General features: G+C 69.4%; 15 protein-coding genes. 8 read left to right on the forward strand and 7 right to left on the reverse strand.

All coding sequences use genetic code 11. From position 1 onward, the window contains the following. The first annotated feature begins 361 nt into the window (after positions 1 to 361). A complete protein-coding gene (locus ACWD5D_RS26635) occupies positions 362 to 3,067 on the forward strand; it encodes an ATP-binding protein (protein ID WP_451375272.1) in 2,706 nt (901 codons plus the stop codon). 231 nt (positions 3,068 to 3,298) lie between these two features. Here ACWD5D_RS26635 and ACWD5D_RS26640 read toward each other — a convergent pair whose 3' ends face one another. Beyond that, positions 3,299 to 5,023: a styrene monooxygenase/indole monooxygenase family protein gene (locus ACWD5D_RS26640; RefSeq protein WP_451375273.1), complete on the reverse strand. Its 1,725-nt coding sequence runs from the start codon at positions 5,021 to 5,023 to the stop codon at positions 3,299 to 3,301. 76 nt (positions 5,024 to 5,099) lie between these two features. Then, a complete protein-coding gene (locus tag ACWD5D_RS26645; RefSeq protein ID WP_451375274.1) occupies positions 5,100 to 6,320 on the reverse strand; it encodes a styrene monooxygenase/indole monooxygenase family protein in 1,221 nt (406 codons plus the stop codon). Between the two features lie 523 nt (positions 6,321 to 6,843). On the opposite strand from ACWD5D_RS26645, the gene ACWD5D_RS26650 reads away from it, so the two are divergent. After that, complete coding sequence (locus ACWD5D_RS26650; protein ID WP_451375275.1) at positions 6,844 to 7,824, forward strand: AraC family transcriptional regulator; 981 nt, start codon at positions 6,844 to 6,846, stop codon at positions 7,822 to 7,824. A 291-nt stretch (positions 7,825 to 8,115) separates the two neighbouring features. Here ACWD5D_RS26650 and ACWD5D_RS26655 read toward each other — a convergent pair whose 3' ends face one another. Both ACWD5D_RS26655 and ACWD5D_RS26660 read right to left on the reverse strand, forming a co-directional pair. Beyond that, positions 8,116 to 11,667 (reverse strand): NACHT domain-containing protein, encoded by a 3,552-nt coding sequence (locus tag ACWD5D_RS26655; RefSeq protein ID WP_451375276.1) that lies wholly within the window; start codon positions 11,665 to 11,667, stop codon positions 8,116 to 8,118. Positions 11,668 to 11,678: 11 nt separating this feature from the next. Next, positions 11,679 to 12,068: a hypothetical protein gene (locus tag ACWD5D_RS26660; RefSeq protein ID WP_451375277.1), complete on the reverse strand. Its 390-nt coding sequence runs from the start codon at positions 12,066 to 12,068 to the stop codon at positions 11,679 to 11,681. 308 nt (positions 12,069 to 12,376) lie between these two features. Between ACWD5D_RS26660 and ACWD5D_RS26665 the strand changes: the two genes are divergently transcribed. Continuing rightward, the gene (locus ACWD5D_RS26665) at positions 12,377 to 13,021 is read left to right on the forward strand and encodes a hypothetical protein (protein WP_451375278.1); all 645 of its coding nucleotides are present in this window, start codon (positions 12,377 to 12,379) and stop codon (positions 13,019 to 13,021) included. 318 nt (positions 13,022 to 13,339) lie between these two features. On the opposite strand, the gene ACWD5D_RS26670 is transcribed toward ACWD5D_RS26665, so the two are convergent. Continuing rightward, positions 13,340 to 13,738 (reverse strand): hypothetical protein, encoded by a 399-nt coding sequence (locus ACWD5D_RS26670; protein WP_451375279.1) that lies wholly within the window; start codon positions 13,736 to 13,738, stop codon positions 13,340 to 13,342. A 215-nt stretch (positions 13,739 to 13,953) separates the two neighbouring features. Here ACWD5D_RS26670 and ACWD5D_RS26675 point away from each other — a divergent pair, with 215 nt between their 5' ends. Continuing rightward, the gene (locus ACWD5D_RS26675; protein WP_451375280.1) at positions 13,954 to 16,797 is read left to right on the forward strand and encodes a BTAD domain-containing putative transcriptional regulator; all 2,844 of its coding nucleotides are present in this window, start codon (positions 13,954 to 13,956) and stop codon (positions 16,795 to 16,797) included. A gap of 180 nt (positions 16,798 to 16,977) precedes the next feature. Here the strand turns inward: ACWD5D_RS26675 and ACWD5D_RS26680 are convergent, their stop codons facing one another. Continuing rightward, positions 16,978 to 17,202 (reverse strand): hypothetical protein, encoded by a 225-nt coding sequence (locus ACWD5D_RS26680; RefSeq protein WP_451375281.1) that lies wholly within the window; start codon positions 17,200 to 17,202, stop codon positions 16,978 to 16,980. Continuing rightward, on the reverse strand, positions 17,199 to 18,560 hold the full coding sequence (locus tag ACWD5D_RS26685) for a nucleotide-binding protein (protein WP_451375282.1): 1,362 nt from the start codon (positions 18,558 to 18,560) through the stop codon (positions 17,199 to 17,201). The genes ACWD5D_RS26680 and ACWD5D_RS26685 overlap by 4 nt, the downstream gene beginning before the upstream one ends. A 1,492-nt stretch (positions 18,561 to 20,052) precedes the next feature. Between ACWD5D_RS26685 and ACWD5D_RS26690 the strand changes: the two genes are divergently transcribed. From ACWD5D_RS26690 to qcrB, 4 genes are all read left to right on the forward strand, one after another. Beyond that, entirely contained in the window at positions 20,053 to 21,195 is a 1,143-nt protein-coding gene (locus ACWD5D_RS26690) for a globin domain-containing protein (protein WP_451375283.1), read from the forward strand. A 169-nt stretch (positions 21,196 to 21,364) separates the two neighbouring features. After that, on the forward strand, positions 21,365 to 22,498 hold the full coding sequence (locus ACWD5D_RS26695; RefSeq protein ID WP_451375284.1) for a nitric oxide synthase oxygenase: 1,134 nt from the start codon (positions 21,365 to 21,367) through the stop codon (positions 22,496 to 22,498). A 239-nt stretch (positions 22,499 to 22,737) separates the two neighbouring features. Continuing rightward, on the forward strand, positions 22,738 to 23,037 hold the full coding sequence (locus ACWD5D_RS26700) for a hypothetical protein (RefSeq protein WP_451375285.1): 300 nt from the start codon (positions 22,738 to 22,740) through the stop codon (positions 23,035 to 23,037). Then, the gene (gene qcrB / locus ACWD5D_RS26705; protein ID WP_451375286.1) at positions 23,034 to 24,572 is read left to right on the forward strand and encodes a cytochrome bc1 complex cytochrome b subunit; all 1,539 of its coding nucleotides are present in this window, start codon (positions 23,034 to 23,036) and stop codon (positions 24,570 to 24,572) included. Before ACWD5D_RS26700 ends, qcrB begins: the two co-directional genes overlap by 4 nt. Positions 24,573 to 24,601: the final 29 nt, after the last annotated feature.

Below are 24,601 nucleotides of genomic sequence, written 5' to 3' on the forward strand. Positions count from 1 at the left end.
CAGCTGCCGGCGCCGCTACGCCGGGTCGCCAAGCCCGCGTTCACCGACACCGACCGCGTGACACTCCCCGGTCCGCTCCGCCCTCTGCCGAGGGAGAGGTCGCGACGGCTCCCGTTGCCGGACCGCACGAAGCGTGGCACGCACTGTTCGCCGGCCTCCGCGCACTGCGCCCGGATGTCCTCGACATCGCGGATCGGCGGCGGCCGTGGGGGACTCGACCCGTACGCCTCGCGACGGCGCTCACGCCCTACCACTTCGGATCCCTGCCGGGAAGACCGTCGACACGGTTCCTACACATTTCTACCGCGCGACGTCCCACTTCGCTAGGCTGACCAACAGGCTGGGGAGCGAGGGGAATAGCGTGCCGGAGCAGGAACGCAACGAGGGGCCGGCTGGTTCGGCAGGCCCCAGCCGGACGGGCACGCTGTACGAGCGTGACGATGAGGTGGCCGCCGCGCGGAAGGCGGTGGAGGCGCTCTGCAGCCGCTCGGCGGACAGCGGTGGTCGACGTGGCGGGCTGCTGCTCCTGAGCGGCAGCGCCGGACTGGGCAAGACGACTTTGCTGGCCGAGATCCGAGGCATGGCCGCTGCCCGAGGATGCACCATCCTGTCCGCGCGCGGCAGCGAGCAGGAACATACGGTTCCCTTCCACGTCGTCCGGCAGTTGTTGCAACCTGTCCTGGCGTCCTGCTCCGAGGCCGAGCGGCGCGAGATCTTCGGGGGCTGGTACGAGGTCGCGGGGCCGGCCGTCGGCCTCTTCGCCCAGCAGGCCGGTACCGCCGTGCCGGATCCACAGGGCGTCCGGGACGGTCTGGACTGGGTCCTCACACAGCTCGCCGTGCGCAAGGCGCCGATCGTCATGGTCGTCGACGATGCCCACTGGGGTGATGCGGAGTCCCTCGCCTGGCTGGCCACGTTCGCCGTGCGGGTGCAGGAACTTCCCGTCCTGATCGTCCTGGGGTACCGCCCGGACGAACTGCCCGCCGAGGCCGCGGCGTTCCGTGAAATGGTCGGCGGCCGCGGGTCACACCCCATCACCTTGCGCACTCTCAGCCCGGAGTCGGTCACGCAACTGGTCCGCGGCGCGCTCGGGCCGGACGCGGACGATCCCTTCTGCCGCGAGTGCTGGGCCGTCACCGGCGGCAACCCCTACGAGACCGTCGAACTCGTCGCCAAGGTCCAGGACCGGGGTCTGACCCCCTCCGAGGAGTCGGCTCATCTGTTGCGGGACCTCGGTGCGTCGTCCCGCGGCACCGGACTGGTCAAGCGACTGGAGAGACTCGGCAACCGGGCCGTGCGACTTGCCTGGTCGGCGGCGGTACTCGGTACCGAGATCTCCCCCGAACTGGCGGCTTCGGTGGCCGGGCTGCCACCGGCCGAGGCTCAGGACGCCACGGACACGTTGCGGGTCGCCCGGATCCTGACCGGCACCAGGACGCTCGAGTTCGTCCACCCCCTCATCGCCACCGCCGTGTATCGGGCCATCCCCTCGGCGATGCGCACCGCCATACACGGGCAGGCCGCCGACGCGGTGATCGACGCGGGCTTGAACGTCACCGTCGCCGCCCGGCACCTGCTGGAGACCCATCCGAGCAACGATCCGGCGACCGTCGAGCAACTGCGCGCGGCCGCGCGGGAGAACCTTCGTCAAGGTGCTCCGGACGCCGCTCATCGCTGCCTGGAGCGTGCGCTGCGCGAACCGCCCCCGCCCGAGGAACGGGCGGCCGTGCTCTACGAGCTCGGCTGCTCCGCCCTGCTCACCTCCCCGGCCACCACGGTCAACCACCTCTCGGCGGCCTTGGAGCTTCCCGACCTCGACCCCACGCTCCGAGAGGACGCCACTTTCCGAGTGGCCCAGGCTCTCGCCCACAACGACCAGCTCGGCGAAGCAGCCGCCGTGGTGGGGGCCGAGGCCGCCCACGCACGGTCGTCCGGGGCGCGGCTGCGGCTGCAGGCCGCACACCACCTGTGGCGGGTCTTCGACGCGCAGGAGGTGGAGGCGCCCGTCCGTTCCCGTCGGCTCGCGCGGCTCGCCGAGCATCTGTCCGGGCAGAACGCGGGAGAGAAGGCCTTGTTGTGCCTGCGTACCTGGGATGCCACGCTGCGCGGTGAGCCGGCCGAACGCGCGCTGACCATCGCCGCACGCGCCGTGGGGCTCGGCTACACCGACCCCGACTGGGGCTTCGAGCTGCCCAGCATCACCGCGCTCGGGTACATGTACGCCGACGAGTGCGACCGCGCGGAGGAGCTGTTCAGCTCCGCCATCGCCGAGTGCCAGCAGGTCGGATGGAGCGGAGCCCACCTCTCCTTCGGCTTCAGCCTCCTCGGGCTGGTCCACTTCCGGCGCGGACTGCTCATCGAGGCCGAGCGCTGCGCGCGTGAGGCGGTCCGGCTGGCCGACCGCGTCGGACCCAGGCTGCCCGCCAAGTGGTACGCCGTCGGTCTGCTGCTCGACGTCCTGCTGTCCCGCGGCCACACCGGGGAAGCGCTGAACGTCGCCGAGACGCACGACTTCGCGCCCCCTTACCCCAACGCGGTGGTCTTCCCGGACCCCCAGACGCTGTACGGGCGCCTGCTGCTCGTCCGTGGCCGGCGTGAGGAAGCCATCGCCCAACTCACCGCCGCCGGGGAACGCCTGGAGGCCAAGGGCACAATCAATCCGACCTGGTGTCCCTGGGCGGGACACCTCGCCCTCGCCCTGGCACCGGAGGACCCCGCACGCGCCCGCGCCCTTGCAGCACAGGCACTGCGCCGAGCGGAGCGTTACGACACGCCCACCGCCATAGGTGAGGCATTGCTCTTCAGCGCGGCGGTGTCCGAGGACGACGACGCCCTGGCCCTGCTGGGGCGCGCGGTGGAGACGCTCAGCAAGTCCCCGAATCAGTACCTGTACGCCGGGGCGCTGGTCGACTTCGCCATCGGCCTCAGGCGCCGCGGCCACACCGACGGGGTGGCCGAAATGCTTTTCGATGGTGCCGACTTGGCGGAAAGGTGCGGCGCGGACGACCTCGCGGCGCGAGCGCACGCGGAGATAGCCGCAGCGGGCTCACGCCCGAGTGAACAGTGAACCACGCACCAGGGCGCAGAGCGGAGCCCGGGGACCGGACGGCAGAGCCGGGCCGTACGGATGCCGAGGAACCACGGCACCGACCCCACCGAGCAGGGGCAAGGCGCCCGGGTCGCGACCACCGGTACTGCGCCTGCCGAGCCGCGGCACGAGGTCGCGCTGCCGCGCCGCCGGCTCGGGACACGGCCGCGGCTGTGCGGTCGGCCGGCAGGCCGAGGTGACCGTAGTCGTTCACAGATCCGGATGCCTCGTCGCCACGTGGTAGTACCCCGAGTGGAACACCAGAGGGGTTCCGCCGTCGGACTCGTACTGTTCGACCTCGCCGAGGAAGATGATGTGGTCGCCGGCGTCGAGGCGTTGGACAGTGCGGCATTGGAAGCGGGCGACCGCGCCGTCCAGGAGGGGGGTGCCGGCGATGCCGGGGGTGGTGGGGGTACCGCGGAATTTGTCGTCGGCCGGGGTGGCGAACTGGCGGGAGAGGTGGTGCTGGTCGGCGGCCAGTACGTGGACGGCGAAGTGTGAGGCGTCGGTGAAATCCGGGAGGCTCGGGCTGTTCTTGCCGGGGCACCACAGGATGAGGGGCGGGTCCAAGGAGACGGAGGTGAAGGAGTTCGCGGTCATTCCGACGTTGCGGCCGTCGGGGGCGCGGGCCGTCACCACGGTCACGCCGGTGGCGTACTGGCCCAGAGCGCTGCGCAGTTCGCGGCCGTCGAAGCGGACGGCGTGCTGGGCACGTTTCTCGGCGAGGAAGCGGTGTGCCTCGGCCTCCTCGAACCACCAGCGGTAGAGAGTGCGTGGGTCGTCGAATCCGGCGGCGAGGGCGCCTGCGACCGAGGGGATTTCGGCCGCCGCTGTCAGGAGGTCGCGGTGGTGGGGACTGAGGTCGGTCAGGAGGGAGTTGGTCCAGCCGACGGCCCATTGCGCCCAGCCGCGCCAGAAGTTGTCGAAGGTACGCTGCATCCACTGCGGGGTGAATTCGGCGGTGCCGTGGCGGAGGATGCTTTCGAGGTAGTGGGTCGCGGCCTGGGCCGCGTTGTTCGAACCCTGCCCGGTGATGGGGTCGTTGAGGACGACGGCGTCGGCCATGCCGAGGACGTGCCGGCCGGAGGGCAGGCGGGCGACGGGGTGCCGGACGGTCGGAGTGAGTCTCCCGCGCAAAATGCCGCCGTCGTCGGTGAGTTGGGCGTGCCGGCAGCGGTCGTACTCGTCGGGGAAGAAGCGGCGGAGGATTTCCAGTGAGCGGGCGAGGTGGCCTTCGGGCGTGCGGATGTCGTCCCAGCAGTCCAACGGGCCGCCGGGGACGCCTTCGAAGACCATGATGTCGCAGGGTCCGGTGGTGGTGAGGGCGGGGAAGGAGAAGTATTCGCCGACGCCGGGGACCATGCGGTAGTGGAGGGCGGCCTCCCCCTCCCACGGTGCCGTTCCCGTGACGTACGTCAGAGCCAGCGCACGGCGCGGCCGGTCGTACGGGGAGAGTTCGGCGTTGCGCGGGAAGAGTCGGCTCAGCTCGCCCTTGCCCGTGGAGACCACGACGAGATCGTGCGTACGGGCGTACCACTCGAGGTCGTTGACGCCCGCCTCGTGCAGCACGATCTCGCCGTGGCCGCCGGCAGCGAACTGCTCGATCCAGGCGGCACACTTGACCCGCTGGTCGACGGAGTGGGCGGGGCCTGCCAGCGGCGCGCGCCAGGAGACGTCCGGAGTGCCGTGCGGGCCGATGAGGGAGAACGCGATGCCGGAGATGTCCGGGGCCCGGTCCTCCCAGTGGTGCAGGCCGAGTTCGCGCTCGCTCTGCAGCGCGGTGTCGAACATGCACTGGCCGGACATGACCGGGCCTCGACGTATCTCGTCGGGGCCGCGGTCGGTGACCAGGGTGACGTCATAGCCTTGCGCCTGGAGTCCCAGAGCGAGTTGAGCACCCGCCTGCCCGGCGCCGATCACCGCAATCCTTCTCATGTCCTGCTGTTCCGCTCTCGTTACGTACGTATCGCTGACGCGCCGCCAGACGCGCGTTTCTACTCCTGTCGGCCGCTCAGGCGCTGACCTCAGTCAGGTAGTTCTTCGCGGCGATCGGGTCCATGAACCAGTGGAAGAAGTCACGCGGGTCATCGAAGCCGTTGACGAAGCGGGCAGCGATACGGGAGTTGGCGCTCGCGGCGGCGAAGAGCTCCAGGACGTGCTGCGGCGGGGCTCCGAGCATTGCGTTGGTCCAGGTCGTGGCGGACTGCGCGTTGTCCCAGAACCGGCCGAAGGCCAGCTCCATGAACGCGGCGTCGTACGGGCGCTCGCCGTGGTCCAGGATGGTGGCGAGGTAGGAGGCCGCGCACTTCGAGGCGTTGTTGGACCCCTGGCCGGTGATCGGGTCGTTGAGGACGACGACGTCGGCGAGGCCGAGCACCTGCGCGCCGGAGGGCAGCGTGACGACGGGCTTGCGGACGGTCGGCGCGAAGCGGCCCGCGAGGGTGCCGTTCCAGTCGGTGAGCGCGACATCGGTGCAGCGCTCGGCCTCCCAAGGGACGTACATCCGCAGCAGCTCCTGGAACTTCGCCAGCTGATGGTCGGGGGTGAGCCCGTCGAAGCAGTCGAGCGGGCCCCCCGGGATGCCCTCGAAGAACATGATGTCGCAGGGGCCGCTGGTGGTGAGGCTGGGCATGGTGAAGTACTCGCCCACACCGGGGATGACGTTGAAGCTGACGCCGGGGCGGTCGGGCAGGGGCGCCATGCCGGTGACGTACGCCAGAGCCAACGCGCGCTGCGGAGCGTCGTACGGGGAACGCTTGGCGTCCCGCGGGAACAGTCCGGCGATCTCGCCCTTGCCGGCCGCGACGATCACCAGGTCGGACTCGGCGGCGTAGCGCTCCAGGTCCTCGATGCCTGCCTCGCGGATGTCCAGTCGGCCGCCGCGGCGCGCGAACTCGCCCATCCAGATCGGCATTTTGACGCGCTGGTCGATGGAGCGGGCGGTGGCGTCGAGGCGGGCGCTGAAGGAGAGCGCCCTGCCACCCTGACCGTTGGCGATGTTCACGCCGAGCCCGGCAATCGGCGGGCAGGCGTCGCCCCAGAAATCGAGGCCGAGGTTGCGCTCGTGAGCCAGCGCGGTGCCGAACATGGCCTGGCTGGACATGACCCGGCCCTCGCGGATCTGGTCTCCGGTGCGGTTGGACACGACGGTGACGTCGTAACCGTGGCCGAGCAGACCGATACCGAGCTGGAGGCCGGCCTGGCCGGCTCCGACGATGGTGATCTTGCGCATGGGGGGGGACCTCCGGGGGTCGGTTTGTGCGGTTGCGAGCGGTGCCGTGCGGTGCCGTGCGCTGCCACAGCCTTTCGGCGACGTGGCGGCGTCAACGAGTGGGGAGCACGGATGTGTGGAATACGGCTCCCCGCCGGCGGGCAGCCGCGGGAAGCTGTGTCACCCGTGGGACCGGGGGATGGGTCCCGGGCCACCCGGCCGGCTCAAGGGGGCCCGGCCGACTCGGCGAGCCGGGGCGGCCGAGGCAAGGGTGCCGCGACGTGCGGGGGTACGGCCCCGGCGGCCCTCGCCTCACCGGTCGCGCGTCGCACGCGCGGCGCGCATGCGACGGGCTGTCCGCTGGGCGTGGCTCCGCTCCCGTGACGAGCGCAGTCCGGCCCGGCACTCCCTGCATCGTTGAATCCCTGGTTTCTTCTCGGGTCCGAAGCGGCCGGGGATCAACCTTGGTATGCAAAGATCATCTTTGCTATCCGGATCACGCGGGTCGCTGTCCTGATCGCGCGTCTCGGCGGTGGAGGTTCACATGCCCGCTGAAGAGCTCCCCCTCGCAAATCACCAGCGCTTCCATACAGCGGACATTTGGGAGGCGCGGGCCGAGGTCGGCCGCGCCTTCTGTCCGCATGAGTTGCGCATCACGCGGCGCTCGGCGACGCTCGACGCCCGGCTGCACGGTGCACCCTTTGATCAAACAGGTCTGTATTACCTCGATTACGGAACGGAAGTCCGGATCACCCCGGGCGACTTGGAGAGCTTTTTCCTTGTCCAGATCCCCCTCGCCGGTCACGCCGAGATCGCCTGCGGCCGCGAGGAGATCATTTCCTCCCCCGAACTCGCCTCTGTCCCCTCTCCGACCGGAAAGTTGGACATGCGCTGGGGTGCCGGCAATCCGCAGCTGATCGTGTGGTTCGACCGATCGTCCCTGGAATCTCACCTGGGTGGCCTGCTCGGCCGCACCGTGCGCCGCCCGATCTTCTTCTCGCTCGGCATGGACCTCACCACACCGGGCAACCGCTCCTGGCTCAACATCGTCGACCTCATGCGCCGGGAGGCGGAGGGGTCTGGCGGCATGACAAGCCGGCCCATCGTGACAAAACAGCTTGAATCACTCCTCATGACCCAGCTGTTGATGGCCCAGCCCAACAACTACACGTCGGCGCTGCTCGGCGAGCAGCCGCGCGTCGCACCGCCCGCGGTCCGCCGCGCCATGGAGGTCATCGAGGGGCACGCCGCCGAGCCGCTGACGGTCGCCGAGATCGCGGAATGCGTCGGCGTCGGCGTGCGGGCCCTCCAGGAAGGCTTCCGTCGGCACCTCGACACGACACCGCTCGCGTACCTGCGCGAGGTCCGCCTGGACCGCGTACGCAAGGAACTCCTGGCCTCCGACCCGGGTGCCACGACCGTCACCGCCGTCGCATCCCGCTGGGGCTTCCTGCACCCCGGCCGCTTCTCACTCGCGTACCGCCAACAGTTCGGGGAGTCGCCCTCGGAGACGTTACGGTCATAGAAGACATTCGGTGTCAGCTGGGGGCGGACAGACGGCCGAGGCGGCCGAAAACGCGCTGCCCGGGAGTGGACGTTTCGTGGTGGGGTGAGCATTTTCAGGCATACCGGACCGAGTACTCCAGCCGGACTTCTGTATTTGTGCTGATCAACGGCCTGCTGGTGGGAAGGGTAGCGGGGAGTGCGGCCTGTGCGGGATGGTCGCGGGCCGACCCTCCACCCAAGTGCGGCCTCAGCCACCGCGCCGCAGGGCCTGGCAGAGGTCGGGATATGGGCGTCGGGCCTTCCTCCCCGCTCAGTCGGACTTCACCTCGCGGAAGCCGCCGGTCTGCGTGAACATGTCGTTCACGATCTTCTGGGCCATGTCGTCGTCCTCCTCCGCAATGTCGACCCTGACCCAGAGCAGGTAGGTGTGCTGGGCATGTGCGCTCTTGTCCTGCCAGCCCCAGTAACGCTTCATCGCCACGCGGTAGCGCTCCGGCTCGCCGGACCGATCCGTCGCGTAGTACGTGGAGTCGTCGGCCTTCGTCCACGAGGTCTGCGCATGGTCGGGAATGCCGCGTAGGAACGCAGCCGTCTCCTGGTCGCTGCAGGAGCTGCCGCAGTAGTGGGACCGGAATTCGAGTCGCAGATCGGGCAGAAACCCCGCCTTCACATTCGCGCGTCTGCTCTTGCAGGTGTACGTGATCGGGTCGTCGACTTCCTTGCGCTCGCAGTCGAGGTGCTTCGGGGCCCGGAACACCAAGGGGAACCGCCAGAGATTCCAGAGGTAGGACCGCTCGTCACTCGCCCAGGTCGCTCCGTACACCGACTGCGCGGGGCGACGGGAGTAGTACGCGAACCTGTTGTCCTTCGCCGGTGTCTTCGCCGGGGGTGGCAGATCGGCGAGCGACCGGACGCTGATCGGCGTATTTTTGACCCCCTTCTCCTTGCCGGTAGAAACCGTACTTACGTCTTCGACATCGCCGCCGGTCAGCCCGGCGCGGCGCGCTGCCTCCCGGGCCAGGATCTGGGCGACCTCCCCGGCCCGGTCGGGGGATGCGAACTCCTCCTGGTAGTTGACGTACAGGACCGCGTTGCCGGTGCGCACACCGACTTGGGCGTACCCGCTCGGCGAACTGATCTCGTCGGTGTCGGTAGCCGAGGTGGGCAGGGCTGCCAGGTATGCCTCGTGGCCGAATCCGGTCAGCTCACGGAAGACGCCACCGCCCGTGACCACCGCGGCACGACCCTTCGCCGCGGCACGTACACGCCAGTACATCGACTGCGCCTTGCGCGCCCCCGTGAGAGCGCGCCCCTCCCCTGTCTCCAGTTGGGCGACAATACTGACCCGGGTGTTCCGGGAGAACGGCGCCTGCTCGCCCACGCTGCACTCCTCGCCGTCAGCGTCGGCGAGTTTGGCGGGATCCGTCATCAGCCGGTCGAGGTCCTGCTGCGCAAGCAGCCCGCAGGCATCGGGCAGCGAGCGGAACGGGGCCGGCAGCGGTTCCGCGATCAACGCTCCGGAGGCGACTGTCAGCACTGCCAGCATGGTCACCATCCCGATCAGGGTGGCCGGCACACCGTCTGGCGCGCCGAAGCGCCCATGACTGCGCCTGCTCGTGTCCGCGCCGCCACTCGCGCCCTGCGCCAGCCTGTCCCGCAGCTCGATGTGCCGGAAGCGGTACACACCACCGGACTGACGCAGCACCCCACGCGCATGGGCGTCCTCCAAGAACGCCATGAGCTGCCAGGGCAGCCTGCCCGTGGCCCAGAAGTACAGACGCGCGACGGCGAAGCCGCCCCAGGCGGACGCACCGAAGGAGTACAGCACCCAGGCGAGCGGCAGTCCGATGGCCAGAAGGAGCCAGTCGCGAGCGGAGACGACGTCCGAACCGGCGAACATCTGCCAGGCCATGAGCATGGCGAGCGGCAGCACCAGCACAGCCAGGGGTGATTCCTCCACCTCCTTTCTGACCGGTGCGAGCCAGCCGAGGGCCAGGACCCCGCGCCGGTCGGCGCGCAGCAGCCCGGCCGGGGTGTCGGCCAGCGCCGGGTCGGAGCTGCGCCAGACGAAACCGAGGACTCGCGCTCCGTACACCCACAGAGCCCACACTGTCGCCATCGCCATCAGCAAGGGACTCATGGCGTCGGTGGCCAGCACGGTGGCCCAGCCCGTCACCAGTGCGAGCGACGTGGGAACCGCCGGCACCTGGACGGCGCGCCTGCCGAGCACCGCGCGGATCTCGGCCCCGCCAGGCCGGGTCGGGCGGCGCGGCGGGAACCGCCAAGAGGCCGGAGCCGCCGCCGCCGACGTCAGCGCCAGGCCGCACAGCAGCGCGAACGCACGCTTCAACGGTAGCCACGTGCCCCACCAGGGCGGCCCGAATTCGATCGGTGCGACCAGCAGTGCGACCATGACGAACGCCGGAACCAGCGTGAGCGCGCGCACGATCCGTGGCACCATCTCGTCGAGTTTCCACCAGGCGAGGTCCTGCTCGCCCGCCTCCTTCATCCGCGCGGCGAGAAACGCCGCCCATGCGCGCGCCCGTTCCGGCGCCCATCCGCCGTGGGCGGCCCGTACGTCGTGCGAGCCGCTGTAGACGACATCGAGGAACGCGTCGTACAGATGCCGCTCGATGTCCCGCCGGTCGTCGAATCTGCCGGGCTCCAGCAGTTCCCCCGGGTCCGAGTCCCCGCGCGCATACGCGACCCGGGCGAGGCCCACCATGAGCGGCACGTTCAAAGCGTCCCGCAGCCGCCGTACCTCGGGCGTGTCGGCGGAGCGGTCGCCGAGCCGGTCGAGTACCGGAGTCCAGCGGGTACGGTTCCGTCCCGGGCTGAGATACGCCCGTACCGCGTCGTCGCTCAGTGGGCTCAGGCGGATCTCGGTGCGCTTGAACACACCCTCGTCCGGGGCGTGTTCCCGGAACTCGGGCTCACGGCTGGTGAGGACGAACGAGCGGCGGCCCACCATCGTCTCTGTGATCTGCTGGAGGGCGTCCGTGCGCCGGTGCTCGGGCAGTTCGTCGAAGCCGTCGAGTACGGGCAGAACCCTTCGGGCCAGCAGCAGATGGAAGGCGACGTCGACCGGGGGCGCACCCGCGACCGGAGTGCAGGCATCCGGATACTCGGCCGCCAACTGCCCTGCCAGCCAGGTCAGCAGGCCCTGTCCAGGATCCCAGGACGCCAGGGAGACCACGGCGGGTACGGGGTCCTGGGAGCCGCGGGTACGCCGGCTCAGGAGTTCGTGCGCGAGACGCAGGACGAGAACGGACTTGCCGGCGCCCGCGCCGCCGAGGACGACGAGGCGCCGGAAGGGGGTGGAGGAGAAATAGTCCGCGATGGAGGCAGGATCGTCGTCGGAACCGGAACCGGAACCGGGTTCCGACTCGGTCGTCCAGCTCACGTCGAGCGGATACGGGTCGTTGATCCTCGTCAGCCGTTCGTCCTGGTCGTATCGGAAGGCGAGGCCCTCGGCCAGGGCTTCGACCGCGCGCGAGAGATTCTTCTCAGACCGCCAGACGGCGCGGCGGCGCCGGGCGACCATGGCGCTCACCCTCGTACCGGCATCGAGCACGATCGCGCCCGCGACCAGGAGCCACCCGCCGATGACCGGGCCCGGGTCGAACCTTTCAGGGAGGGGCAGTTCGGGGCGGGCGAAGAGGAGGAAGAGACCGAGGAGCGCGATGCCGAGGCGGACGAGCGGGCCGGCAAGGCGGCGCGAGGACACGACGGGACCGAAGCCCGAGTGGATCTCGTAATCCCCGTGGATCTCCACGGTCTGGATGTCGCGCGTGAAAAGGACGTTCTGCTGTGTGCCGCCGGAAATCTCCTGATGAGAGCCGTCGGCGCCCCCGTGCTTCACAGCCGCGCCCTTCAGTCCAGGTTGATCGAACCGTGTACGTCCCTGGTGAAGACGACATTGCGCTGGGTGCCGCCCGACACCTCCTGGTGCATATCACCGCCGCCCCCACCGCTGTGGACCCTCTCGGCCTCCTGGCGCCACAGCTCAAGCGCCTCCGCGAAGGCCGGGTCGTGGCGGGCGCGCAGGACGAGGGCGTCGGCGAGTTCGCGGGCGCGCAGGGTGTTCCTGGCGTCCTCGTCGAGCGCGACCAACTCGCCTTCGGCGGCCTGCTGGTCTCCACCCTCACCTGTGGAGGCGTCTCTTCGTACGAGCCCACGAAGCCGCTCCCACAGGCTCTGCCCCGCGGCTCCCGCGGCCCCGCTCGCCAGGGCCATGAGAAGTTCGGCTGTCACAGGTTCCACGGACGTATCCCTTCGACACTCGACCCGAACCGGCTGCACAGGGGGTGGACTGAATAGTTCAACTGGGCGATCTCCCGGGCCACTTGACCAACATATCCAAAGAGCCGAACGTTTCCCCGGCCATTCGAAGCCAACCAGCCGGCCGAGGTGGAGCAATGAGCTGCGCCCGGCGGCCATGGCGGTCGACTCCGCAGTGGGTGCCTCGCCGGCCCGCAACCTGGGGCACCGACCAGGGCCTGACTGTCCCCTCCCGCACGCCGGTTCGGTGCGGCCCCCCGGTTGGGGAGTTGGGTGGTCATACTGTGCGCATGAATTCCGGGGTTCTTGTAGCGATCCTCTACTGCCTGCAGTTCAGCCGGGAACTGGCCGATGAGGAAGTCGAGCGCATCAGTCGCATGATCCTGGAGCGGCCGTTCCACGACCTCACCACAGAAGAGCAGTACGCCGGGATCGAGGCGGCACTCGCCGCGGACGCCTGGGCAACGGACCTCTCCTGGCAGCCGCATGACGAGCCGTCGGTCCGACGCTTCCTGCGGCGTCTGCTGGATCGTCTGGACGCGCTGCGGCCATGGCAGGAGCCGCCGTTCCGCAACCTTGGGCTCGGCCGCTGGGAGGAGTTCAAGCACGGGGCACTGCTGGCCCACGTACGGCTCTGCTCTCCGGCGCAGGACCAGTTGCACGCGCGCCTGCGGACCGTGCCCGGGGACGAGTACCGGCTGCGGGGACTGGTGCTGCGTCTGCGGTCTGGGGACGAAATAGCCCTGGTGGCACCACCGCTGCCGAACGGAGCCGAAGCGGTGCTGATGGCGGTGCGCCCGCACCGGCCCGCGCAGAAGGTTGTCGAGGCCTTCCTTGCCCATACGGGGTATCCGCGTGACCGGGTGTCCCCTGCGGGCCGACGGCGGTGGGGAAGGCGGAGCGGTGGAACGCTGCCTCCAGGGCTGCGCCGCTGAACGAGCGAGCCGGCAGCGAGTTGACCACCAACGATACGGTCGCGATCACGCCAGGGCGTGTCCGGATGCGAGATCCACCAGCAAGCCTCACCCGGAGTCACCCTCCGGGTTGACCACCCGGGGTCACCGGGTTCCCCTTCCCCGAGCGTCGAAGGCCGAGATCGTCAGGCTGGTCCAGGGCGCATTTGGCTTGAAGTGCGTTGCTGAGCGACAAGCGGCACTGGGCCATCCCCGGCACCACGAGCCGGAGTCGGCCCGGCCGGACAGCGGCGGTGCGCGTCGGCCCGCCCCGGTCAGCCGGGGCGGGCCGGGGCCGGGTCAGCGGACGCGGTAGACGTACTCGTAGGCCTGCAGGCCGTTCCACCAGCCGCTGATGTGCCAGGAGGTCCAGGTGCCGGTGGAGCAGTCCGTCACCCGCAGGCGCAGTCCAGCGGTGCTGGGGCTGTTGCCGATACGACCGTCTCCGCGGACGCAGTAGCCGTCCTTCCTGGTGTCCTCCACGCGCATCTTGATGCTGCTCTGGATCCGGCCGTTGTAGGTGCGCCGGCACTCGTAGTACTGCATCCGGCCGCCGGTGGTGGTGTGGGTTCCCCCGTACCAGCAACTCTGGCTCGCCGAAGGCATCGCCGGCGCGGCGGCGGCGGTCGGGGCGAGGCCCAGGCCGCCTGCCAGGGCCGTGCCGACTGCCGCCAGAACGACGCTGTTGCGGATGTTCACGATCTTCCCCCATCTCGTATGGACGAATGTCCAAGGAAGCCGACCAACGCTGTGTATTGCTCGGTCCCCCATGGCAGTCGACGTGTGGCCGTGCCGCACGTCGAGCTTGCGGAACCACGATGAAGGTTCGCTCGTGTGGGAAGTGTGCGAAGAACCTAAAACTCGCTGATCACGTTGGTAAACCGGAGTAGGGATGCCTCGGGGCGGGGGTTGTGATGGCGGTCAGGTACCGGTTGTTCGGTAGCGTCGAGGCCCAGTACGGTGGCGTGGAGGTCGACCTGGGGCACCCGAAGCAGCGCGCGGTGCTGGCTGTGCTGCTGGTGGAGGCCAATCGCCTTGTATCCACAGACCAGTTGCTCGACCGCGTGTGGGGCGAGCATTGTCCGCAACGTGGGCGGGAGACCGTATACAACTACCTGTCCCGGCTGCGCAAAGCGCTGCGCACCGTCGACGACGAGGTCCGCCTGGACCGCCGCTCCGGCGGCTATCTGCTCGCCGTTGACGAACAGACCGTGGACGTACATCGTTTTCGCCGCCTGCTCACCCAAGCCCGGACCGTCCGAGACAGTCGGCAGGCCTTGGAGCTCCTGGAGCAAGCCCTGCAACTGTGGCGGAGCGAGCCGTTGTCCGGTCTGGAGACACCGTGGGCGACCAGCCTCCGTATCGCCTTGGAGAACGAACGGCTGGCCGCTGAACTCAGTCACGCCGACGTCGCGTTGCGCTGCGGCCAGCACACGGAACTTCTCCCGAGCCTGTCGGCTCGCGCAACGCAGTACCCGTTGGACGAGTGCGTGGCCGGCCAGATGATGCTCGCCCTGTACCGCAGTGGCCGCCAGGCCGACGCCCTGGAGCACTATCAGGTGCTACGCCGTCGACTCGCCGATGAGTTGGGCACCGATCCCGGTCCGGATGTACAGCGCCTGCACCACCAGATACTCACCGCCGATCCGTCGCTGTCCACGCTGGGCACTCTGTCCGTCCTTGAGCCAAAGGTTGCGGTGGTTCCCCACCAACTTCCCGCTGCAGTCGCCCACCTCACCGGTCGGGTCCGCGAGTTGACCGCGCTCACCGAGCAGGTGGAGTCGGCCGCCGACGCGGGGACCGTGGTGATCACGTCGATCGGTGGGAGCGCCGGAATCGGTAAAACCGCGCTGGCGGTGCACTGGGCGCACCAGGTTCGGGACCGGTTTCCCGACGGACAGTTGTATGTGAACCTCCGAGGGTTTGACCCACGGGCGCAGGCGATGGACCCGGCCGACGCGGTGCGTGGCTTCCTCGACGCCCTCGGCGTTGCCCCGCAGCACATGCCGCTGAGCCCACAGGCGCTGATCGCCTTGTACCGCAGCCTGCTGGACGGCAAGAAAATCCTCGTGTTGCTGGACAACGCCCTGGACGCCCAGCAGGTCAGACCGCTGCTGCCCGGCACCGCGGGGGCAGTGGCCGTGGTGACCAGCCGCAACCGGCTGTCCGGCCTGGTCGCCGTGGACGGCGCTCACCCGATCAGCCTGGACCTGCTCACCGAGGATGAAGCGCGGGAGCTGCTGTGCCGTCGGCTCGGACCCGGGCGGGTGGCCGCAGAACCCCATGCGGTGCAGCAGGTCATCACCCAGTGTGCCCGGCTCCCGCTCGCGCTGACCATCGCTGCCACCCGCGCCGCCCAGACCGGCTTCCCCCTCGCCACCCTGGCAGCGGAGCTGAACGAGGCCAGCCAGCGGCTGGACGTCCTGTCCGCCGATGACCCGGCCAGTGAAGTGCGGGCGGTGTTCTCCTGGTCCTACACCGCGCTCACCCCATCGGCGGCCCGGCTGTTCCGGTTGCTCGGGCTGCATCCCGGACCGGACATCTCCGCTGCAGCAGCGGCCAGCCTGGCGGCCCTGCCCCCATCCCGTGTTCGGGGGCTGCTGGCTGAGCTGACCCGAGCCAGTCTGCTGACCGAGCACACCTTCGGCCGGTACGCCTTCCACGACCTGCTGCGCGAGTACGCCACGGAGCAGGCCGATTCCACCGACCCCGAAGAGGACCGTCACGCCGCTGTACATCGGATGTTGGATCACTACGTGCACACCGCGCACGCTGCCGCCCGGCTCCTGGAACCGGCCCGGGACTCGCTGACCCTGCCCCCGCCACAACCCGGGGTCTCCCCGGAACGCCCCGCCGACCACGAGCGGGCGCTGGCCTGGTTGACCTCCGAACACACCACTGTGCTGGCCGCCGTAGGCCACGCCGTCGCCACCGGATTCGACACCCACACCTGGCAGCTGGCGCAGGCCCTCACGGCCTTCCTCGATCGGCGCGGACACTGGCACGATCTGGCCGCCGTCGGCAGCGCCGCGATAGACGCTGCCAACCGGCTGGCCGACCCTCTCGGGCAGCCCGTCGCCCACCATATCGTCGCCCGCGCCCACCGCCGCCACGGCAACCTTGACGGCGCGCGCTCTCACCTGCGCCATGCCCTGGACCTGTTCGGCCGGGCCGGTAACCTGCCCGGGCAGGCTGGTGCCTACATCGACCTCGCCAGGGTGCAGGCACGACAGGGCCCCCGTGCCGTCCCCGAAATCCTCGCGCACGTCCGCCAAGCCCATGCCTTGTACCAGGCCACTGGCCACCGACTGGGGCAGGCCCAGGCACTGACCGCCATCGGCTGGTCCCACGCCCGCCTCGGGGACCATGGACAGGCCCTGGTCTGCTGCCAAGAGGCTCTGCCTCTGCTCGAGGAATTCCACGACCGCGAAGGGCAGGCCTATGCCTGGGACAGCATTGCCTACGCCCACCACCACCTCGGCCACCACTCCCAGGCCGTCACGTGCTACCAACACGCCCTCAGCCTGTGCCGCGACCTCGGCGATCGTTACCTGGAAGCGGACATCCTCGACCGCCTCGGCGACGCCCACCACGCCTCGCACGACCCCGATGCCACCCACGATGCCTGGCAACATGCTTTGACCATTCTCACCGAACTCGATCACCCCCACGCCGACCGGATCCGTGTCAAGCTCACCGCCCTCAACACGGCCCGTGAACCCGATCCGCCGGGAATCCGATCTCAGGCCGTACGTTGAGAACACCCGGTCAGCAACGCCGGAACCGAGCATTTCAACAAGCTGGACGCCGACACATCCGCCGACTTCGACCGTGTCTTCGCCATCAAGACACGCGGCCGGTTCTTCGCCGTGCAGAACGCAACATCCCCCACCAGTGGGCGAGCGGAGGCCGGTGCACGCACGACTGCGTCACCCGGCTCATGGGGCGCTGCTCAGGGGTCGCAGGGCGGCGGCGCCGGCCCGCGCCATCGCGGAGACCGTTGCCCCTGCCCATTGCACGAGGTCACGCGGCAAGCCGGCGTCGAGCTCGATGGTCACCCGCACGTACCGGGTGTGCAGCTGAGTGACTTTGACGGGACGTGGTACGCCGGCGTCCGGTCCGCGCTGCAATGCGGCTCGGTAGGTGTCCTTCCGCTGATTCATGCCCTGTCCTGTCGCTTGATGAGTTCGTCTGCGAGGTCCATGTACGCCGAGGCTTTGACTTCCACCGGACTTCCGAATGACTGGGCGTACAGATCGAGCCGCGGAATGTGCGTGGACAACACGTCGAAGCCCCGCTCGGTGAGAGCTTCGCGGGCGTCGGCATCGGGACCGGTACGCGTGGCGTCGGCACGATTCGTCCGGTTCAACAGAACGGCGGCGTGGGCCGGCTCAACGCGCAAGGACTGTACGTCGCCCATCTCGCCACCGATGGGCGCCATGCGATCCAGCTCGATGGGAGCCGGAGTCACCGGCACGATCCACTCGCTTGCGTACCTCATGATGCTGCGGGCGATGTGCGCGTGGTCCTCCAGCTGCGGGGCGTCGAATACGACAGCCTGCCGGTCGCCCAGGAAGTCGTTCACGCGCCGGTGCACATCGCCGACCGGAAGGGCGACCACAGGAAACGGGAAGCCACCTGCCAATTCGCTCCAGCGCAGCGCGGAAGAGGCGGGGTCGCTGTCGACCAGCAGCGGTGGGAATCCCGACTCGTGAAGTGCGTGGGCCAACCAGACCGCGCTGGTCGTCTTTCCCACCCCGGGCTTCAGGTTCACAAAGGCGTAGCTCAGCGACACACGAGTCAACTTATGGTCGCGAGCGGCTACCCGACCGTCGACTCGGGGCGCACAGTGCCATCGTTCACCCCGCGGCGCCCGTGAATCATTCGTATGGGTCAGTACGGAAGTCGTGAGGGCCTGGCTGATGCCCCTATGGATGTCAAGCGGCTGATTCACCGGTTCTGCCCCTACCGCGAAGGGCAGGAGATCCTCGTGCGAAGATCCGGTGTCGAGAATCCGACAGCCGCGGTCGAACGGGCCGTCGCCGGCGGCCACCGCACCGAGGGAACAGCGCATGCATATCACCGTGATCAGAGCCAGACGGGTAGTGACCGCCGCAGCAGGGGCGGTACTTGTCGCGGGATGCGGTGTCGGCGTCACGCCCTCCACCCGGACCGCTGCCACGTCCTCGGCGGTCATCAGGCGCTGCTTCGGCTGCGAGCCGGTGATGTCGCGGTCGCAGGTGCGCACCGGGCCGTGCCCGTCGATGATCATGGGGTAGTGGTCCGGCCTGCGTTTCTTGCCCAGGGTCAGCCCCTTGGCGCCGCAGAGCGCGTCCGGCTTCTCCGTGCGGGTGTAGCGGGCGGCCTTCGGCAGGCGTTCGACGGGATCGGCGATCGTGCCGGTGCAGCCCAGGTCCGCGCTGACCTTGTTGACGAGCTTCACGACCATGCGGGCCATCCCGTCCCGCTCCTTGGTGCGCGGCTCCATGTCGGTGATCCAGGTGCCCTGGGCGATGTCCACGACGGTCGGCCCGTCGAGGTCGCCGGGGCGGCCCAGGCAGCCGTCCCGGGACGGCGAGCCAGGCGCGGTCGTCCGAGGCCATGCCCAGCAGGCCTCCGTCGAGCGGGGTGAGGCGTGCGGAGAGGAGCTCGTCAGCCCACTTGCCGTCGTCGCCGGCCCGGTCGTCCAGCCGGTGCACCCGCGCGGTGAACGCCCACTCGTCGCCGTCGCTGTTCGTCAACTGGCAACTGCCGGTGGGGCCGTCCAAGAAGCGCCCACCGTGCAGCACGGGCGCCTCGGCCGCCTTGACGTCCTCGGGCTTGCGGAACGTCGGGGCGAGGTCATCGCGGGACAGCGCGCCCCACCACACCTCGTCCGGCGCGAACGGCCCGGCCTGGGTCTGCCAGGCCATGCCGCCGACGCCGAGCAGCACCCCGGCGAGACCCGCGGCCGGCAGCGGCCGGACCCGGCCGCGCAACAGTCTTCGCCAGTGCCACCGGTGCAGGAACCGCTCGCTGAGCGGCTCCTGCTCGGCGGGCAGGGGCTGCTCGTGTCGCTTCGGGACGATCGAGCACGCCCGTCACCGCGGGCCCCAGGGCAAGAACGAGCAGGCTGTTGGCCAGGGTGAGCGTGGCCGTGGCCGTCGCCGCGGGTAGGGATTTCCCAGAGCAGGACCGCAGCCCAGGAACCCGAATGCCCCGGATATCCGGATTTACTGACAGAGATCACGTTCAGCTCGGTGAATTCACCTGGTATTACGCTGTCGTAAGCCATGCCTTCTGAATCTACCGCAGCTCCCGAAACCGACTGGTTTTGCGGGGCAATTCAGAGCGGCTTCGACACCGCACCGGCAGAAGTGGACGCTGATTCCCTGGAGTTGCCGGGCTGCCGCGCCGCGGTGTGATTCCGGCCGGTTCCACACACTTTCTCCACTCGGTTCCGCGTCAACTCCCCCTCTTCGGCGCCGAATACGCGCCTCGCAGGCGAGTCTGCGGGACGAATGCACGCGAATGACGGCGAGGTTGTGCCTGTCCTTCGGTTGACGGGTGAAGATTGTGCATTAGGGTGAATGAGTTCCTGTCGCACGGCAGGACGTCCCAGGGAGTTCCGCCCCGTCCGTTCCCAAGTCGCTCCGAGTTGATCTGTGACGTCGTATCGCGACGGCGCCGCAGCCGAATGGCGGACCCTTTCTGGGCGCTGGGTGGGCATCCGGCACAACGGAACCCCGCGTCGGCCGTCGGCCTGCCCCCGGCAGCCGCGACCGGTTGAGCAGCGGTCGCGACGGTCCCCGCTCCCTACTGCTCTGACACCGAATTTCCCTCATGGTGATGACGATTCAATCTGAAGCAGGAGGCGCCCGGTGATATTTTCCCGTGCGCCGCGAGGACGCCGTGACGCAGCGGATGCCACGGCGCAGCCACCGGAATCAGCAGCGCCTGCTACCACTCCCCCACCCCCGGCGCCGCGTCCGCTGCCGGACCTCGTGCCGCTGACTGCGGAGGAAATCGCCCTGATGCGCGCGAGCGTCTCCGTGGTCGGCCCGCACGCAGCGGACATGACGGTATATTTCTACGCCATTCTCTTTGCGCGCCACCCCGAGGTGCGCGGGCTCTTCCCGGACAATATGGACGTCCAGCGCGACCGGTTGCTGCGCGGGCTGCTGCAGATCGTCGACCTCGTCGACGACCCGGAGAACCTGATCCGATTCTGCGGCCGGCTCGGTCGCGATCACCGCAAGTTCGGGGCGCTGGACGGCCACTACCCCGCGGTGGGCGAGTGCCTGCTCGCGTCCCTGGCCCGCTACGCCGGCCCGGCGTGGAGCCCGGAGTTGGCCGCCGCATGGACGCACGGATACGGCGTCGTCGCACAGGTGATGACGCACGCCGCGGGGGAGGACGCTCGCACGGCGCCCGCGGTGTGGGAGGCGGAGATCATCCACCACCTGCACCGCGGCCATGGCATCGCGGAAATCACCGTGCGGCCCGACGCGCCCTACCCGTACACGGCAGGCCAGTTCGCGAGCGTGGAGACGCCCTGGCGCCCCAAGGCGTGGCGCTACTACTCGCCCGCGAACGCGCCGCGACCGGACAACACCGTGACCTTCCACGTGCGTGCCATCGCCAAGGGCCAGGTCAGCCAGGGCCTGGTCTACAGCGCCAAGCCCGGGGACGTGGTGCGTCTGGGCCCTCCTCAGGGCGACATGACGCTCGACCCGCGCACCGACCGGGATCTGGTGTGCGTGGCCGGCGGGACCGGCATGGCCCCCATCAAGGCCCTGGTCGAGGACGCAGCCCGCAAGGGGACAGAGCGCTACGTGGACGTCTTCGTCGGCGCGCGGACCGCCGAGGAGCTCTACGGCCTGGACGACATGCTCAGGATGTCCCAGCGGCACCACTGGCTCTCTGTGCGGGCCGCGGTGTCGAACCAGCGTATTGCGGGGCTGGAGGGCACCCTGCCGCGGGTACTGAACGAGTTCGGGCCGTGGTACCGGCACGAAGCGTTCCTCTCCGGGCCGGTGGACATGGTCACACAGGCCAGCGCCACCCTGGCCCGGCACGGCATCCCGCAGGAACGCATCCATTTCGACCCCTTCGACGTGCCCGTACTCGAGGCCTCGTTGCTGCCCCGGCGATTGCGGGAACCACCCGAGGGCTGAGCGTCCGGCCTGATCCGGCCGACCCGGCCCCGGCCGTGCGGCCACTCGCGTGCCGCGCCCGCCCGCCGGACTCGGCTTCACCCCGTCCGCTCCCGGCCGAGCGGCCGCCGGACCACCCCCGGCGCCCCGGGCCCGTGTGAGCACCAGACCCCGAGCAGGAAAGAATCCGGTGCAACTACCCCCTTCGCCCGACCTGGCTCAGCGCCGCCCGTCTACGCACGAGGCCGTCCTGGCGGCCGCCGAGGTGTTCCTCCGCCAGTACGCCGCCGAGAACCCGGGTGACGGCGATCCGGGCCGGCGGCTCGCGGAGGTCACCGCGGAGGTGGAGCACTCCGGCACGTACGAACACACCCCGGCGGAGCTGGCGTTCGGCGCGCGGGTGGCCTGGCGCAATGCGGCGCGCTGCATAGGCCGGCTCTACTGGAACAACCTGATCGTGCGGGATCTGCGGCACGTCACGCATCCCGACGACATCGCCCGTGAGTGCTTCGAGCATCTGCGGATCGCGACCAACGGAGGCCGTATCCGGCCGGTCATTAGCGTCTTCGCCCCCGATCGCCCCGGCCGTCCCGCCGCCACACTGCTGGGCGAGCAGTTGGTGCGCTACGCGGACGACCCGCGCAGCGCCCACCGGGTGGCGCTGGCCAGGGACTTGGGCTGGAAGGGCGGCGAAACCCCCTTCGAGGTGCTGCCGTTGCTGGTGCGGCCCGGCTCCGGCCTGACCCCGGAGTTCTACGAGGTGCCCGAGGACGCCGTGCTGGAGGTGCCGTTGACGCATCCGCGCCATCCCGGGTTCGCCGACCTCGGTCTGCGCTGGTACTCGGTGCCGGCCGTCAGCGACATGTCACTGGAGATCGGCGGGGTCACGTACCCGGCCGCGCCCTTCAACGGCTGGTACATGGGCACCGAGATCGGCTCGCGCAACCTCGCCGACACCGACCGCTACAACCTGCTGCCCGCCGTCGCCGAGTTGTTCGGCCTCGACACGCGCAACGAGCGCACCCTGTGGCGGGACCGCGCCCTGGTCGAGCTCAATCTGGCGGTCCTGCATTCCTACGAGCAGGCGGGGGTGAGCATGGCCGACCACCACACGGAGTCGCAGCGGTTCCTCGCGCACGTGGACCGCGAGAAGCGGCACGGGCGCCCGGTGCCGACCGACTGGAGCTGGATCGTGCCGCCCCTGTCCGGAGGGGCGACCGCGGTGTACCACCGCTACTACGACCCCGAGGATCCCGACCTGCGGCCGGCCTTCGTGCACCGGACCGCACGGGCGCCGGAGGGATGCCCCTACGGCGCGGCCTGAGAGGGCATCGACGCCGTGGGACGGCCGGTGACCCACCAGCAGGCCTTCCACGGACGCAACCTCGCACGACCGGCCTACGACACCGCGGCGCGCTACGGCAGCGGCATCGCGCACCACCGGCTCTGGAACGAGCCCTGGTGGCGTGACGTGATGAGACCTGCGTCACTCGTGGCCACGTCATGTCACATTCAACTCCCTTCCGGGGTCTCAGGTGTGAGACCACGCAGGGAGGCACAGGCATGCCTGAGAGGACCGACACCGCGGCCGGCGACCGGGCCGGCACCGCAACCCAGGTGTTCGTCGACCACCGCGAGCTGCTCTTCGCGATCGTCCACAACATGCTCGGCCGCGTCACCGACACCGAGGACGCCCGGCAGGACACCTCGTTGTCGTGGACCGGCCGGACGGGGCGCTCCCGTTCCGACGGGATCGACAACCCGGTGTTGGAGTACGCCCACACGGAGATCGTGGACGTCCTGGACCAGCCCGCGCATGCACCACGGGAAGAGCGGGCCATGGCCGAGGAGGAGCGGGCATGACGGCGACTGGGAAACGGCCCGAGGAGGTTTCCTCCGGACAGCGCGTCGCCGACTGGTTCGACGGCCGGCTCGGCATCCACACCCTGGGCCGGCGGTACCTCCGCAAGGTCTTCCCCGACCACTGGTCGTTCCTGCTCGGCGAGGTGTGCCTGTACAGCTTCGTCGTGCTGATCCTGACCGGGATCTACCTCACGCTCTTCTTCCACCCGTCGATGACCGAGGTGACGTACCACGGCAGTTACGTGCCGCTGAACGGCATCCGCATGTCCGACGCGTACGCCTCGACGCTGCACATCAGCTTCGACATACGCGGCGGTCTGCTGATCCGGCAGATCCACCACTGGGCCGCGCTGATCTTCGTCGCGGCGATGCTGACACACATGATGCGGCACTTCTTCACGGGATCGTTCCGCAAACCGCGTGAGCTGAACTGGCTGTTCGGCTGGCTGCTGCTCGTCCTCGGCATGTTCGAAGGGCTGTTCGGCTACTCGCTGCCGGACGACCTGCTGTCGGGCACCGGGCTGCGATTCGTCAACGGCGCGCTGCTGTCGGTGCCGATCGTGGGCACATATCTGTCGATGTTCCTGTTCGGCGGGCAGTTCCCGGGCAATGACATCGTGCCCCGTTTCTACTCCCTGCACGTGCTGCTGGTCCCGGGAATCATGACGGCGCTCGTCGTCACCCATGTGCTGCTGGTCGTCTACCACAAGCACACGCAGTTCGCGGGTCCGGGGAAGACGGAACGGAACGTCGTGGGCTCTCCGTTCTTCCCTGTGTACGTGGCGAAGGCGGGAGGTTTCTTCTTCCTCGTCTTCGGGCTGATCGCGTTCGTCGCGGCGGTGGCATCGATCAATCCGGTCTGGGCGTACGGGCCCTACCGCGCCGACCAGGTGTCGACGGGCGCCCAGCCGGACTGGTACCTGGGCTTCGCGGAGGGGCTGGTCCGCATCATGCCGGGCTGGGAGGTCGACCTGTGGGGCCACACCCTGGTCCTCGGCGTGCTGATCCCGGTGGTCGTCTTCCCGCTCCTCCTGGTCCTCATAGGCGTCTACCCGTTCGTGGAGGCGTGGGTCACCAAGGACCGCCGCGAGCACCATCTGCTGGACCGTCCCCGCAACCGGCCGGTCCGCACGGCGCTCGGCACGGCATGGCTGAGCGTCTATCTGATCCTGCTCGCGGGCGGCGGCAACGACATCGTGGCCACGCGTCTCCATCTGTCGATCAACGCGGTGACGTGGATCGTCAGGATCGGCGTGTTCCTGGTGCCATCGGCCGTCTTCGTCGTGACGCGGCGCGTCTGCCTCGGTCTCCAGCTGAGCGACCGTGAGCTGGTGGAGCACGGTCGCGAGACGGGAATCGTCAAGCGGCTGCCGCACGGCCAGTACGTCGAGGTGCGGCAGCCGCTGTCCCCGGCCCAGCGGTACACGCTCACCGCCCACCAGCGGGAGCTGCCGTCAGCCGGACGCGACCTCCATGAAGGAGGCGGAACACCGGAACGCGCGGCTTCGACGGACGATGCGCACTCACAGGCATGACCGTGCGGACAATCACCGAGGGCCTACGC

The sequence above is a fragment of the Streptomyces sp. NPDC002520 genome, assembly GCF_053595235.1.

Bases quoted from the DNA above. Each gene is read 5' to 3' on its own strand.
- ACWD5D_RS26640 (WP_451375273.1), bottom strand. From the start codon at position 5,023: ATGAGAAGGATTGCGGTGATCGGCGCCGGGCAGGCGGGTGCTCAACTC.
- ACWD5D_RS26645 (WP_451375274.1), bottom strand. From the start codon at position 6,320: ATGCGCAAGATCACCATCGTCGGAGCCGGCCAGGCCGGCCTCCAGCTC.
- ACWD5D_RS26650 (WP_451375275.1), top strand. From the start codon at position 6,844: ATGCCCGCTGAAGAGCTCCCCCTCGCAAATCACCAGCGCTTCCATACA.
- ACWD5D_RS26665 (WP_451375278.1), top strand. From the start codon at position 12,377: ATGAATTCCGGGGTTCTTGTAGCGATCCTCTACTGCCTGCAGTTCAGC.
- ACWD5D_RS26675 (WP_451375280.1), top strand. From the start codon at position 13,954: ATGGCGGTCAGGTACCGGTTGTTCGGTAGCGTCGAGGCCCAGTACGGT.
- ACWD5D_RS26680 (WP_451375281.1), bottom strand. From the start codon at position 17,202: ATGAATCAGCGGAAGGACACCTACCGAGCCGCATTGCAGCGCGGACCG.
- ACWD5D_RS26690 (WP_451375283.1), top strand. From the start codon at position 20,053: ATGCGCGCGAGCGTCTCCGTGGTCGGCCCGCACGCAGCGGACATGACG.
- ACWD5D_RS26700 (WP_451375285.1), top strand. From the start codon at position 22,738: ATGCCTGAGAGGACCGACACCGCGGCCGGCGACCGGGCCGGCACCGCA.
- qcrB (WP_451375286.1), top strand. From the start codon at position 23,034: ATGACGGCGACTGGGAAACGGCCCGAGGAGGTTTCCTCCGGACAGCGC.